Genomic DNA, 15,024 nt, shown 5'->3' on the forward strand with positions numbered 1-15,024 from the left:
CTGCGGTCAGCGTGGTCTTGCCGTGGTCAACGTGGCCAATCGTGCCGATGTTGACGTGCGGCTTATTACGCTCAAACTTTTCCTTTGCCATGATGGCCTCCTTTTTCGGTAATGAAGGGAGCGCGTTAGCCGCGCTCCCTCAAATCTTCGCTTATGCGTATTTCGCCTGAATCTCGTCCGAGATGTTCTGCGGGACCGGATCGTAGTGATCGAACTGCATGGTGAACTGGGCACGGCCCGACGACATCGAACGCAGAGTGTTGATGTAGCCGAACATGTTGGCCAGCGGAACAAACGCGTCGATCGCGATTGCGTTGCCGCGCGGTTCCTGACCAGATACCTGGCCCCGACGCGAGGTCAGATCACCGATGATACCGCCGGTATATTCTTCCGGGGTGATCACTTCGACCTTCATGATCGGTTCCAGCAGTTTCGCGCCAGCTTTGCGCATGCCTTCACGCATACACATCCGCGATGCGATTTCGAACGCCAGAACGCTCGAGTCAACGTCGTGGAACTTACCGTCCAGCAGGGCAACCTTGAAGTCGATCACGGGGAAGCCAGCCAGCGGGCCGCTGTCCATGACCGAGTTGATGCCTTTTTCAACACCCGGAATGTATTCCTTCGGAACGGCACCACCAACGATGCGGCTTTCGAACGAGTAACCTTCGCCCGCTTCGGTCGGCTGGATCTCCAGCTTGACTTCCGCGAACTGACCCGAACCACCCGACTGTTTCTTGTGGGTGTAGGTGTGCTCAACCGGCATCGAGATGGTTTCACGATAGGCCACCTGAGGTGCACCGATGTTCGCTTCAACCTTGAACTCGCGCTTCAGACGGTCAACCAGGATGTCCAGGTGAAGTTCGCCCATGCCCTTCATGATGGTCTGACCGGATTCCAGATCAGTTTCCACACGGAAGGACGGGTCTTCGGCGGCCAGACGGGCCAGACCCTGAGACATCTTCTCTTGGTCGCCCTTGGTTTTGGGCTCAACCGCGATCTCGATAACCGGATCGGGGAAGGTCATGGTTTCCAGAACCACCGGATCCTTCGCGTCACACAGGGTGTCACCGGTGGTGGTGTCTTTCAGACCCGCCAGCGCGATGATGTCGCCTGCAAACGCTTCTTCGATCTCTTCCCGGTTGTTCGAGTGCATCATCATCATACGACCGATGCGCTCTTTCTTACCTTTGGTCGAGTTCAGGATCGAGTCACCCTTGTTCATGGTGCCCGAGTAGATCCGAGTGAAGGTCAGCGAGCCAACGAAGGGGTCGTTCATGATTTTGAACGCCAGACCCGAGAAGGCCATGTCGTCGTCTGCACGACGGGCGATGTCACGAACTTCTTCCTCGTCGCCGGGTTTGAAGCCCATGTAATCAACAACGTCCAGTGGGCTGGGCAGATAGTCGATCACAGCGTTGAGCAGAGGCTGAACGCCTTTGTTCTTGAACGCCGAACCACCCAGAACCGGAACGAACGCGATTTCCAGAGTACCTTTACGCAGCAGGGCGCGCAGGGTTGGAACGTCGGGCTCATTGCCTTCCAGGTATTCCATCATCGCGTCGTCGTCCATTTCGACGGCCGCTTCGATCATCTTGCCGCGCCATTCGTCAGCCATGTCCTTCAGGCTGTCCCGGATAGGAGCTTTGATCCAGCTTGCGCCCAGATCTTCGCCCTGCCACAGCCACTCTTCCATGGTGACCAGGTCGATCAGACCTTCCAGCTCGGACTCGGCACCGATCGGAATACCAACCGGAACAGCGCGTGCGCCGGTGCGGTCTTCGATCATGTTGACGCAGTTGAAGAAGTCAGCGCCGATCTTGTCCATTTTGTTGACGAAAACCATACGCGGAACCTTGTAGCGGTCAGCCTGACGCCACACGGTTTCGGTTTGGGGCTCAACACCGGCGTTTGCGTCCAGAACGCAGACAGCACCGTCGAGAACCGCCAGCGAACGCTCAACTTCGATGGTGAAGTCAACGTGGCCGGGGGTGTCGATGATGTTCAGGCGGTGCTTAGGAGTTTCGGCGGTCTGACCGTCTTCGGTGCGCTCCCAGAAAGTGGTGGTCGCAGCCGAAGTGATGGTGATGCCGCGTTCCTGCTCCTGCTCCATCCAGTCCATGGTGGCTGCACCATCGTGCACCTCACCGATGTTGTGGGATTTACCAGTGTAATACAGGATACGCTCCGAGCAGGTGGTCTTACCTGCGTCGATGTGCGCCATGATACCGAAGTTACGGTATAGTTCGAGCGGATATTCGCGTGCCATTTTTGATAAGCCTCTGAATTACCAACGGTAGTGGCTGAAGGCTTTGTTCGCCTCGGCCATCTTGTGGGTGTCTTCGCGCTTCTTCACGGCAGTACCGCGGGACTGTACAGCGTCCAGCAGCTCACCGGCGAGGCGTTCTTCCATGGTGTTTTCGTTGCGGCCGCGCGCAGCGGTGATCAGCCAACGGATGGCCAGTGCTTCGCGGCGCTCAGGGCGCACTTCGACCGGAACCTGATAGGTTGCACCACCAACCCGGCGCGAGCGAACCTCGACCGACGGTTTGATGTTGTCGAGCGCTTCGTGGAACACTTCGACAGGAGCGCGCTTTACCTTGTTCTCAACGCGATCAAAGGCGTTGTAAACGATGCGCTCTGCGACCGACTTCTTGCCGTCGATCATCAGGTTGTTCATGAATTTGGTCAGTACCTTGTCGCCAAATTTGGCGTCAGGCAGGACTTCGCGTTTTTCGGCGGCGTGACGACGTGACATATCAGCCTCTCCTTCTTACTTGGGACGCTTCGCGCCGTATTTCGAACGACGTTGCTTACGATCTTTGACGCCCTGAGTATCCAGAACACCGCGCAGGATGTGGTAACGCACACCGGGAAGGTCTTTTACACGGCCGCCACGGATCAGAACAACCGAGTGTTCCTGCAGGTTGTGGCTTTCACCCGGGATGTACGAGATGACCTCGAACCCGTTGGTCAGACGCACCTTGGCAACCTTACGCATAGCCGAGTTCGGCTTCTTCGGTGTGGTGGTGTACACGCGGGTGCAAACGCCGCGCTTCTGCGGGCACTGCTCCAGGTGCATGGACTTCGAGCGTTTTACTTTGGGCTGCCGCGGTTTGCGGATCAGCTGTTGAATAGTTGGCATTCCGGTTTCTTCCCCGTTTTGCAACACACATGACATGCACGCGCGTTGCGTGCGGTTAAATTCGCTGCACTCATGCGTCCACAAGCGCAAAACCCGCGAGCGTTCCCATTCCGAGGTGAACGTCGCGGTTTGTTATCAGAGGGCGCGAACGATAAAAGTGTCCGGGCCTTGACCAGTTCATTACTGAAATCGGTTATGGGGCGGCCCCCGGTACCGAGATGTCGCGCGTATTAAGGGGAGTCGGCCCAAGTGTCAACAGCCCAGCGGGAAAGGCGTATTGTACATAAGAGCTCCGGCCGTCTATCAGGAACTAATGGAGATTCCCACTGCGCCGACACATTGCAGCACTTCGGCACCGGATGCATAGTGAACATGCCCTGCAAACCATTGGATGCCCCATGCAAGTCTTTGGCCTGTGCCGATTTTCATTCCCTGCTCTGGGCGATTTCCAGATCGAACATGACACGGTCGCAGATCGGCGCGCCCATCTCTACAACCCTGCTCGTCTGGAAGAGCGGTTCCGCTTGTTCGAATCTGTGACGTTGCCCAGCTTTCGCACGCAGACAGATGGGGACTATCAGCTTCTGGTCGTTGTTGGGGACTGTCTGCCGCGAAAGGCGCTCGACCGGCTTAAGGACCTCTCCGCTGACATCAAGCAGGTACGAATTGTCCAAAGACCTGTCGAACCAAGCCATAAACACCGGCAGGTCATGAAACGAATCCTTCAAGAAGCGCGTTCAAACCCGGACCGGCCCTGTCTTCAATTTCGCCATGATGACGACGACAGCATTTCGATTGATTTCATCGAAAGACTGCGCGAGTCCGCCGATGATGTTGCCGGGCTGATTGGAAAAAATCAGGCCATAGGCCTCGATTTCAACAACGGATACCAGGCCAGCTTTGGGCCGAATGGGGTTCGGGCGGCACAAGTCTACAAATCTCTGCTTGGGGTGGGCTTGGGCATGCTTATCGCGGGCGGGTGCGCCCACACGATCATAAGTTTTACCCACAACCGGATCGGGCGTTTCATGCCAGTGGTCAGTTATCCTAATCGCCCGATGTGGATCAGGACATTGAACAACTCCAACGACTCGCCGCGCGCTGAAAAGCAGAAGGCGCAGCTTGCGCCGATCACGCCCGAAATCGAGACCGATTTTGCCACGCGTTTCGCGCTAAACCCCGGTTTCGTACGTTTGCCTCACTTCTCCGCCTGACGCGACCGTTCGCGAAACAGAGTGAACATCCCTGCCCCAACAACCAATGCCGCGCCCAGCATTGTAATTCCGTCAGGCCAGTCTCCGAACACCACCCATCCAAGCCCAAGCGCCCAAATCAGGCTGGAATACCGGAAGGGGGCAACAAAGCCGACTTCTCCCACGCGCATGACCATGACACTGAATAGGTACCCCATCAGAACAAATACCGCAGCGCCAGCTATCATCATGCCGGGTCCAGTAGAAATTGGCACCCAACCCTCGAGTATAGAGGCAATGGTTGCGGCTAATGTGATTGAGAGTGATGTTGCCAAAGTCACTACCATCGAAGGGACGTCTGCCGACATACGTCGCGTGATGAGATCACGGGCGGTGACAGCGGCAACCGCTATCAATGCATATATCGCGTAGATACTGAAACCGTCAGGGCCGGGGCGAACGATTAATATCATACCGAAGAACCCCAGTGCGATCGCAACGATCCGCCTCCATCCGATCACCTCGCCAAAGAAAAGGGCGGCGCCCAAAGTCACGGTCAGGGGCAGTGCCTGCAAAACGGCGGTAACATTGGCGAGCGGTATATGCATCAGCGCGGTCAGGAAAAAGAATGTCGCCGCCAGCTCGGCTACACAGCGAAAGGCAATCAACCATTTGTCATGGCGCGAAAAGTCGATGTGAAGCGCACCAAGATGCCGCGCCAGAAAGAACACCAGAACCGTTGCCAATGCTCCGCGCATCGCAACCAATTGGAACAGGGGAATAGCCTGTCCGACCAGTTTCACCAGGGTGTCATTGATCGTAAAGGCAGCCATGCTGCCCATCATCAGCAATGCGCCTTTAACGTTAGGATTCATTTAATCAACACCCGGTCTTCAATATATCGTCGTACTCACTGTTCAATCGATCACGAAGTCAATTTGCGCCTGACAATCCTACGGTAATAGTTCCGACGAGTTACACCAACTGTCGGCTTGTCAGTCGTTTCAATCTGTCATCTGGGCGGAAGGCGTAGATTTCGAGATCTCGATCTCATCATCCGTCATCTCCTCTTCTACGCCATCAAACAATGGTGTCGAAAGGTAACGCTCGCCCGTATCTGGCAGCATTACCAACATGACGGAACCTTCCGGAGCAGTCTCGGCCAGTTTCATCGCGACCGCAAAGGTCGAGCCACCAGAAATACCGGTAAAAATCCCCTCTTCCGCGGCCAAACGGCGCGACCATGCAATACCGTCGCTACCGGGAACGGGAATCAACTCATCATAGTACGAGTTATCAATGGCCTCCTGCAGAACCCACGGAATAAAATCAGGCGTCCAGCCTTGGATCGGATGCGGCTCGAAGTTCGGATGGCTCTCGGTCGGCTGGTGTATTTCATTGCGCGTGTTCACATATCCTGACGACACAATGGCTGCGTTGGCAGGCTCTGTCAGGATGATCTTGGTCTCAGGGCGCGCTTTTCTAAGAGCCCGGGCCACGCCCGAGACGGTCCCGCCAGTGCCATAGCCCGTAACCCAATAGTCGAGATTCTGCCCATCAAAGTCACCCAAGATTTCCTGCGCGGTGGTATTTTCGTGAATATCGGCGTTGGCTGCGGTTTCAAACTGGCTGGCCAGGAACCAACCGTTCTGCTCGGCCAGTTCTTTAGCTTTTGTATACATGCCGAACCCCTTTTGCGCGCGCGGTGTCAGGACAACTTTTGCCCCCAAAAACCTCATCAGCTTGCGCCGCTCGACCGAGAAACTGTCGGCCATCGTCACAACCAAGGGATAGCCTTTGGCCGCACAGACCATCGCCAGCCCGATACCGGTATTCCCCGAGGTCGCCTCAACTACTGTCTGACCGGGTTTTAAGCTACCGTCGCGTTCTGCCGCTTCGATGATGTTGAGGGCAAGGCGATCCTTGACAGAACTGGCCGGGTTAAATGCTTCGAACTTCACATAGACCGTCACGTTTGAGGGCGCGATCCTGTTTATTCGTATGCTTGGCGTGTCTCCGACGGTGTCCAAAATACTGTCATACAGGCGCTTTCGCCCATGCGTTTGACGGGTTGTCATTGCGGCCCCCTCCTCTGTTGACGAAAGCATGCCACAAACCGGGTCACATTAGTAACTATCTTTGTGAGAGTTCGCCTCGGAGCGCTCACAACAAGAAAGGCCCCGCGAGATCGCGGGGCCTTTCTTAGTTATTGAGGGTGCCTATTCGCGGCTTTCCGGTGTTTCCACCAGAACGTCCAGCTCATCACCGACCATGTCGTCGTCGAAGGTCGGAGCGGCCAGAGCAGCGGCCGCTTCGGCCTCTTCCCGGCGGGCTTCGATTACCACGTTGTCACGCGACTGCGCGATGTGGCGGACGGCCTGAGTGGCCCCACCTGTACCGGCAGGGATCAGGCGACCGACGATGACGTTCTCTTTCAGGCCAACCAACTTGTCTTTTTTGCCCTGAACCGAAGCTTCGGTCAGCACGCGGGTGGTTTCCTGGAACGAGGCCGCCGAAATGAACGAACGCGTCTGCAGCGAAGCTTTGGTGATCCCCAGAAGGATCGGCTCACCCTGAGCCGGACGACCGCCACGCGAGATAGTCTTCTCGTTGGCTGCGTCGAACTCTTGCTTGTCGACATGTTCGCCTTTCAGCAGGGTGGTGTCACCTGAATCCAGGATCTCCCACTTCTGCAGCATCTGGCGCACGATGACTTCGATGTGCTTGTCATTGATCTTCACGCCCTGCAAGCGGTAGACGTCCTGCACCTCGTCGATCATGTAATCCGCCAGCGCTTCGACACCCATAATCGACAGGATGTCATGCGGAGCCGGGTTACCGTCCATCAGGTATTCACCCTTCTGGATGAAATCCCCTTCGGCGACCGGGATGTGCTTGCCCTTGGGGACCATGTACTCGATGGTCTCCATGGTCTCGTCAGCCGGTTCGATGCTGATGCGGCGCTTGTTCTTGTAGTCGCGGCCAAAGCGCACGTAACCATCGGCTTCTGCGATGATCGCGTGATCTTTCGGACGACGGGCTTCGAACAGTTCGGCCACACGCGGCAGACCACCGGTGATGTCCTTGGTCTTGGCGCCCTCACGCGGGATACGCGCAACGACGTCACCGGCTTCGATGGTCTGACCATCTTCGACGGACAGGATCGCATCCACCGACATCGGATAGTGAACCGGGTTGCCCGCATCGTTGCGGACGGGCTCGCCATCTTCACCGACCAGAATGATCTCGGGCTTGAGGTCGCTGCCTTTGGGGGCCGCGCGCCAGTCGATCACGATCTTCTGGGTCATGCCGGTTGCATCGTCGGTCTCATCCCGGACCGCAAGGCCCGAAACAAGGTCGACATATTTCGCGGTACCGGCTTTCTCGGCGATGATCGGCAGGGTGTAGGGGTCCCATTCGAACAGCTTGTCGCCACGAGCAACCTTGGTGCCGTCCTTGACGAACAGCTTGGAGCCATAGCCCAGCTTGTGGCTGGCACGCTCTTCGCCGTGTTCGTCGCTGATCACCAGCTTCATGTTCCGGCCCATAACGAGGCTTTCGCCTGCGGCATTGACCAGAATCTGCGGGTTCTCGAAGGAAACGACGCCTTCCTGGCTGGCTTCCTGGAACGACTGCTGACCACCTTGCGCAACACCACCGATGTGGAAAGTACGCATCGTCAGCTGCGTACCGGGTTCACCAATGGACTGCGCGGCGATGATGCCGACAGCCTCACCTGTGTTCACCATGGTGCCGCGTGCAAGGTCACGACCATAGCAGGTGGCGCAGACGCCTTCCTCGGACTCACAGGTCAGAGGCGAGCGGATGCGCATCGACGCAACACCAGCTTCGTCAATAGTGTCCGCCATGCGTTCGTCGATCAACTGACCAGCGGCCACGATCACCTCATCCGTGCCCGGACGCAGAACATCGTCAGCCGCCACACGACCCAGCACACGTTCGGCCAGCGAGGCAACAACCTCACCGTCATTCACGGCGGCTTCGGCTGTGATCGCACGCTCAGTACCACAGTCGATCTCGCGAACGATGCAGTCCTGTGCGACGTCCACCAGACGACGGGTCAGGTAACCCGAGTTCGCCGTCTTCAGAGCGGTATCCGACAGACCCTTACGGGCACCGTGGGTCGAGTTGAAGTACTCGAGAACGGTCAGACCTTCTTTAAAGTTCGAGATGATCGGCGTCTCGATGATGTCACCGTTCGGCTTGGCCATCAGGCCGCGCATACCGCCCAGCTGTTTCATCTGAGTGACCGAGCCACGCGCACCCGAGTGGGCCATCATGTAGACCGAGTTCGGTTCCTGATCCGACCCGTCTTCGGCCTTGGCAACGTCCGAGATGGTGCTCATCATCGCTTCGGTGACGCGGTCGTTACACTTCGACCAGGCATCAACAACTTTGTTGTACTTTTCGCCCTGAGTGATCAGGCCGTCCATGTACTGCTGTTCAAAGTCCTTCACCTGACCGCGGGTGTCATCAACGATGCCCCACTTGTCATCCGGGATGACCATGTCGTCCTTACCGAACGAGATGCCCGCCTTGAACGCTTCTTTGAAGCCCATCGACATGATCTGGTCACAGAAGATAACCGACTCTTTCTGACCGCAGTAACGGTAGACGGTGTCGATCACCTGCTGCACTTCTTTCTTCCGCAGCAGGCGGTTGACCAGCTCGAACGGGGCTTTGTTGTTCATCGGCAGCAATGCACCCAGACGCAGACGGCCCGGAGTGGTTTCATAGCGCTTCTGAACTTCGTTGCCTTCGTCGTCGATCTGCGTGATCCGCGCGGTGATTTTCGAGTGCAGATGCACCTCCCCCGCGTCCAGCGCGTGCTGAACTTCTTCGATCGAACCGAAGACCTTGCCTTCGCCCGGCATACCTTCGCGTTCGAGGGTCACATAGTACAGACCCAAGATCATATCCTGCGACGGAACGATGATCGGCGCGCCGTTTGCAGGCGACAGAACGTTGTTCGTCGACATCATCAGAACACGCGCTTCCAGCTGGGCCTCAAGGCTCAGCGGAACGTGAACGGCCATCTGGTCACCATCGAAGTCGGCGTTAAAGGCCGAACAGACCAGCGGGTGCAGCTGGATGGCTTTACCTTCGATGAGAACCGGCTCGAACGCCTGAATGCCAAGACGGTGCAGCGTCGGCGCACGGTTCAGCATGACAGGGTGTTCGCGGATCACCTCGTCGAGGATATCCCACACTTCGGGACGCTCTTTCTCGACCAGTTTCTTCGCCTGTTTGACAGTCGAAGATAGACCCTTGGCTTCAAGGCGCGAGTAGATGAACGGCTTGAACAACTCCAACGCCATCTTCTTGGGCAGACCACACTGGTGCAGCTTGAGTTCCGGGCCGGTCACAATGACCGAACGGCCCGAGAAGTCGACGCGTTTCCCCAGAAGGTTCTGACGGAAACGACCCTGCTTACCTTTCAGCATGTCCGACAGCGATTTCAGCGGACGCTTGTTGGCGCCGGTGATCACGCGGCCACGACGGCCGTTGTCGAACAGAGCGTCCACGGATTCCTGCAACATCCGCTTTTCGTTGCGGACGATGATGTCAGGCGCGCGCAGCTCGATCAGACGCTTCAGACGGTTGTTCCGGTTGATGACGCGGCGATACAGATCGTTCAGATCCGAGGTCGCGAACCGGCCACCATCCAGCGGAACCAGCGGACGCAGTTCCGGCGGAATGACCGGGATCACGGTCATGACCATCCACTCAGGCCGGTTGCCCGACTCGAGGAAGGATTCGACAACCTTCAGACGCTTGATGATCTTTTTGGGCTTCAACTCGCCGGTTGCTTCGGCCAGATCAGCGCGCAGCTGCTCAGCTTCGGCTTCCAGATCGATCTGGGCCAGCATCTCACGGATGGCTTCGGCACCGATATTCGCGGTGAACGCATCCATGCCATAGGCATCCTGCGCATCCATGTACTCTTCTTCGGTCAGCATCTGGCCGTAGGTCAGGTCGGTCAGACCGGGCTCGATGACGACATAGTTTTCAAAGTACAGAACGCGTTCCAGATCGCGCAGCGTCATGTCCAGCATCAGACCGATGCGGGACGGCAGCGATTTCAGGAACCAGATGTGTGCGACGGGCGCGGCCAGTTCGATGTGGCCCATACGCTCGCGGCGGACTTTCTGCAGGGTGACTTCCACACCGCATTTCTCGCAGACAACGCCGCGATATTTCATCCGCTTATATTTGCCGCATAGACATTCGTAATCTTTGATCGGGCCAAAGATACGCGCGCAGAACAGACCGTCACGCTCGGGCTTGAACGTGCGGTAGTTGATGGTTTCGGGTTTCTTGATCTCACCATAGGACCAAGACAGGATCCGTTCAGGGCTGGCCAGCGAAACCTTGATCTCGTCAAAGACTTTCGGCGGTGTCAGCGGGTTGAACGGGTTGTTGGTGATTTCCTGGTTCATTTTGATACCTCAAATTTTGCGGAAGGGGGGACGGGAGGAAGGGCCGAGGCCCTTACTCCTCAACCTCCGCATCCAGGAGTTCCATATTCAGGCCGAGGCCACGGACTTCTTTAACCAGAACGTTGAACGATTCCGGTACGCCCGCTTCAAAGTTATCCTCGCCCTTGACGATCGACTCATAGACCTTGGTCCGACCGGCGACGTCATCCGATTTCACGGTGAGCATCTCCTGCAAGGTGTAGGCGGCGCCGTAAGCTTCCAGAGCCCAGACCTCCATCTCACCAAAGCGCTGACCACCGAACTGCGCCTTACCACCCAGCGGCTGCTGGGTAACCAGGCTGTACGGCCCGGTCGAACGCGCGTGGATCTTGTCGTCCACCAGGTGGTGCAATTTCAGCAGGTACTTGATGCCCACGGTGACCGGGCGCGCGAATTGCTCACCGGTGCGACCGTCGAACAGAACCGACTGACCGCTTTCCGAGAAGCCCGCACGCACCAGCGCGTCGTTGACGTCTGCTTCTTTGGCACCGTCGAAGACCGGAGTAGCGATCGGAACACCACGGGTCACGTTGCCCGCAGCCTCGATCAGGCCATCCTCGTCCAGACCGGTGATGCCTTCTTCGTAGACATCCTCGCCATAAGCCAGCTTCATCGCTTCGCGCACCGGGGTCAGATCGCCGGAACGGCGGTACTCACCCAGAGCCTCATCGATGTTTAGACCCAGACCGCGTGCGGCCCAACCCATGTGGGTTTCAAGGATCTGACCGACGTTCATACGCGAAGGCACACCCAGCGGGTTCAGACAGAAGTCAACCGGAGTACCATCGGCCAGGAACGGCATGTCTTCCATCGGAACAACCTTGGAGATAACACCTTTGTTCCCGTGACGACCGGCCATCTTGTCGCCCGGCTGCAGCTTACGCTTCACGGCGATGAAGACTTTGACCATCTTCATCACACCCGGCGGCAGGTCGTCGCCACGACGGACTTTCTCGACCTTGTCCTCGAAACGGGCGTCCAGAGCACGCTTTTGCACTTCGTATTGCTCGTTCAGAGCTTCAACGATCTGTGCATCCTGCTCGCCTTCCAGCGCCAACTGCCACCACTGACCGCGGGTCAGGGTTTCCAGCAGATCCTCGGTGATCACCGACCCTGCCTTGACGCCTTTCGGGCCTTTGACAGCGGTTTTACCCAGGATCAGACCTTGCAGACGCGCGTAGATGTTGCGGTCAAGAATCGCCAGCTCGTCGTCCCGGTCACGGGCCAGACGTTCGACTTCCTCACGCTCGATCTGCAGCGCACGCTCGTCTTTCTCGACGCCGTGACGGTTGAAGACGCGGACCTCAACGACCGTACCGTAGTCACCCGGCTTCACGCGTAGCGAGGTGTCGCGCACGTCAGATGCTTTCTCACCAAAGATGGCGCGCAGCAGCTTTTCTTCCGGGGTCATCGGGCTTTCGCCCTTCGGAGTGATCTTGCCGACCAGAATATCGCCCGGCTCAACATCCGCACCGATGTAAACGATGCCTGCCTCGTCGAGGTTGCGCAGCGCTTCTTCACCGACGTTCGGAATGTCGCGGGTGATCTCTTCCGGGCCCAGCTTGGTGTCGCGGGCGGCGACTTCGAACTCCTCGATATGGACCGAGGTGAAGACGTCGTCACGCGCGATACGTTCCGAGATCAGGATCGAGTCTTCGTAGTTGTAACCGTTCCACGGCATGAACGCGACGACCACGTTCTTACCAAGCGCCAGTTCACCCATATCGGTCGACGGACCGTCGGCAATGACTTCGCCCTTTTGGACGGTGTCACCCACCTTGATCAGCGGACGCTGGTTGATGCAGGTGTTCTGGTTCGACCGCTGGAACTTGCGCAGACGATAGATGTCAACGCCAGCGTCACCCAGTTCCAGATCTTCGGTGGCGCGGATAACGATACGCTGGGCATCAACCTGGTCGATGATACCGGCGCGTTTCGCCTGAATCGCGGCACCCGAGTCGATCGCAACCTTTTCCTCGATGCCGGTACCGACCAGCGGAGCCTCGGCCCGCAGCAGCGGAACCGCCTGACGTTGCATGTTCGAGCCCATCAGAGCGCGGTTGGCGTCGTCATTTTCAAGGAATGGGATCAGCGATGCAGCAACCGAGACCAGCTGTTTCGGCGACACGTCGATCAGGTCCACATTCTCGCGCGGGGCCAGAGTGTAGTCACCAGCCTGACGGGTCGAAACCAGATCGTTGATGAACTTGCCATCGGCGTCCAGGGTCGCGTTCGCCTGCGCCACGGTGTGACGCATTTCCTCGGTCGCGGACATGTAGTGTACCTCATCGGTCACCTCGGCGTCTTTGACGACGCGGTAGGGTGTTTCGATGAAGCCATACTTGTTCACGCGGGCAAAGGTGGCCAGCGAGTTGATCAGACCGATGTTCGGACCTTCTGGCGTTTCAATCGGGCACATCCGGCCATAGTGGGTCGGGTGCACGTCGCGCACCTCAAAGCCCGCACGCTCACGCGTCAGACCGCCCGGGCCAAGCGCCGAGAGACGGCGTTTGTGGGTGACTTCCGAAAGCGGGTTGGTCTGGTCCATGAACTGCGACAGCTGCGATGAGCCAAAGAATTCACGAACAGCAGCCGCAGCTGGTTTCGCGTTGATCAGGTCCTGCGGCATGACGGTGTCGATCTCGACAGACGACATACGCTCTTTGATCGCGCGCTCCATGCGCAGCAGGCCAACGCGGTACTGATTTTCCATCAGTTCGCCGACCGAACGCACACGACGGTTGCCGAGGTGGTCGATATCGTCCACGTCGCCTTTGCCGTCACGCAGTTCCACCAGCGCCTTGATGCAGGCCACGATGTCTTCGCGGCGCAGCGTGCGCAGGGTGTCCGGCGCGTCCAGAGCCAGACGCATGTTCATCTTCACACGACCAACGGCGGACAGGTCATAGCGCTCGCTGTCGAAGAACAAGGTGTCGAACAGAGCCGACGCAGCCTCGACGGTGGGAGGCTCGCCCGGACGCATGACGCGGTAGATGTCCATCAGCGCGCTTTCACGGTTCAGGTTCTTGTCCTGAGCCATGGTGTTGCGCATGTAGGGGCCAACGTTGACGTTGTCGATGTCCAGAACCGGGATGTCGGTGATACCCGCATCCATCAGGTCCTTGACAGTACCACCGATCAGGTCGCCGTCTTTATCATACTCTAGGGTCAGCTCATCACCGGCTTCGACATAGATCGCGCCGTTTTCTTCGTTGATGATGTCCTTGGCGACATACTTGCCGACGATGTTGTCGAAGGGCACCAGCAGGTCGGTAACAGCACCTTCGTCGATCAGCTTCTTGACCGCGCGAGGGGTGACTTTCTTGCCCGCTTCGGCAATCACTTCGCCCGATTTCGCGTCGATCAGATCATATGTCGGACGGGTACCGCGCACACGCTCGGGGAAGAAGGGCGTGACCCAGCCTTTCTTCTTGTCCAGCTTGTAGGACACGGTGTTGTAATACGCGTCCATGATCGCTTCCTGATCCAGACCCAGCGCATAAAGCAGGGTTGTCACAGGCAGTTTGCGACGACGGTCGATACGGGCGAACACGATGTCCTTGGCGTCGAACTCAAAGTCCAGCCAGCTGCCGCGATACGGGATGATGCGGCAGGCAAACAGCAGCTTGCCCGATGAATGGGTCTTGCCCTTGTCGTGATCAAAGAACACACCGGGCGAACGGTGCATCTGGCTGACGATCACACGCTCGGTACCGTTCACGATGAAGGTGCCGTTCGGTGTCATCAGGGGCATATCGCCCATGAACACGTCCTGTTCTTTGATGTCTTTGACCGATTTCGCGCCGGTGTCCTCATCGACATCAAACACGATCAGACGCAGAGTGACCTTGAGCGGCGCGCTGTAGGTCATGTCGCGCTGCATACACTCTTCGACGTCGTATTTGGGTTTTTCCAGATCGTATTTCACGAACTCCAGCACGGAGGTTTCGTTGAAATCCTTGATCGGGAAAACCGACTGGAACACGCCTTTGATGCCTTCGCCGTCTGTAGGCTGTTCTGCATCGCCGGAGCGCAGGAAAAGATCATAAGAAGATTTCTGTACCTCAATGAGGTTCGGCATTTCCAAAACTTCGCGGATTTTGCCGTAATATTTACGAAGACGTTTCTGGCCAAGGAACGTTTGAGCCATGTCAGATGTCACCTTTCGATGTTCTCAGCGGGCAAA

Annotated in this window: 9 protein-coding genes; 1 reads left to right on the forward strand and 8 read right to left on the reverse strand. The window is 57.5% G+C overall.

The window, feature by feature from the left end; genetic code table 11:
• The 4 genes from ACR0I1_RS07735 to rpsL all read right to left on the reverse strand — a co-directional run.
• Positions 1–91 (reverse strand): GTP-binding protein (locus ACR0I1_RS07735; RefSeq protein ID WP_036223564.1); only part of this gene is annotated, 91 nt, incomplete at its 3' end.
• Positions 92–151: 60 nt separating this feature from the next.
• Positions 152–2,269, reverse strand: a complete 2,118-nt coding sequence (gene fusA / locus ACR0I1_RS07740) for an elongation factor G (protein WP_170328783.1) — start codon at positions 2,267–2,269, stop codon at positions 152–154.
• An 18-nt stretch (positions 2,270–2,287) separates the two neighbouring features.
• Positions 2,288–2,758 carry a 30S ribosomal protein S7 gene (gene rpsG / locus ACR0I1_RS07745; RefSeq protein ID WP_010441203.1) on the reverse strand — a complete coding sequence of 157 codons (471 nt, stop codon included), beginning with the start codon at positions 2,756–2,758 and terminating at the stop codon, positions 2,288–2,290.
• A gap of 15 nt (positions 2,759–2,773) precedes the next feature.
• Positions 2,774–3,145, reverse strand: coding sequence for a 30S ribosomal protein S12 (gene rpsL / locus ACR0I1_RS07750; protein ID WP_005621086.1), 372 nt, complete (start codon positions 3,143–3,145; stop codon positions 2,774–2,776).
• 359 nt (positions 3,146–3,504) lie between these two features.
• On the opposite strand from rpsL, the gene ACR0I1_RS07755 reads away from it, so the two are divergent.
• On the forward strand, positions 3,505–4,359 hold the full coding sequence (locus tag ACR0I1_RS07755) for a glycosyltransferase (protein WP_480705770.1): 855 nt from the start codon (positions 3,505–3,507) through the stop codon (positions 4,357–4,359).
• On the opposite strand, the gene ACR0I1_RS07760 is transcribed toward ACR0I1_RS07755, so the two are convergent.
• From ACR0I1_RS07760 to rpoB, 4 genes are all read right to left on the reverse strand, one after another.
• The gene (locus ACR0I1_RS07760; protein ID WP_480705772.1) at positions 4,344–5,213 is read right to left on the reverse strand and encodes a DMT family transporter; all 870 of its coding nucleotides are present in this window, start codon (positions 5,211–5,213) and stop codon (positions 4,344–4,346) included. The genes ACR0I1_RS07755 and ACR0I1_RS07760 overlap by 16 nt on opposite strands.
• A gap of 129 nt (positions 5,214–5,342) precedes the next feature.
• Positions 5,343–6,416, reverse strand: a complete 1,074-nt coding sequence (locus ACR0I1_RS07765) for a pyridoxal-phosphate dependent enzyme (RefSeq protein ID WP_170596851.1) — start codon at positions 6,414–6,416, stop codon at positions 5,343–5,345.
• 141 nt (positions 6,417–6,557) lie between these two features.
• Positions 6,558–10,799 carry a DNA-directed RNA polymerase subunit beta' gene (gene rpoC / locus ACR0I1_RS07770; protein WP_170611187.1) on the reverse strand — a complete coding sequence of 1,414 codons (4,242 nt, stop codon included), beginning with the start codon at positions 10,797–10,799 and terminating at the stop codon, positions 6,558–6,560.
• A 52-nt stretch (positions 10,800–10,851) separates the two neighbouring features.
• Positions 10,852–14,988 (reverse strand): DNA-directed RNA polymerase subunit beta, encoded by a 4,137-nt coding sequence (rpoB, locus tag ACR0I1_RS07775; protein WP_170398571.1) that lies wholly within the window; start codon positions 14,986–14,988, stop codon positions 10,852–10,854.
• Between the last annotated feature and the right edge of the window lie 36 nt (positions 14,989–15,024).

It is taken from the genome of Ruegeria sp. B11 (assembly GCF_056539785.1).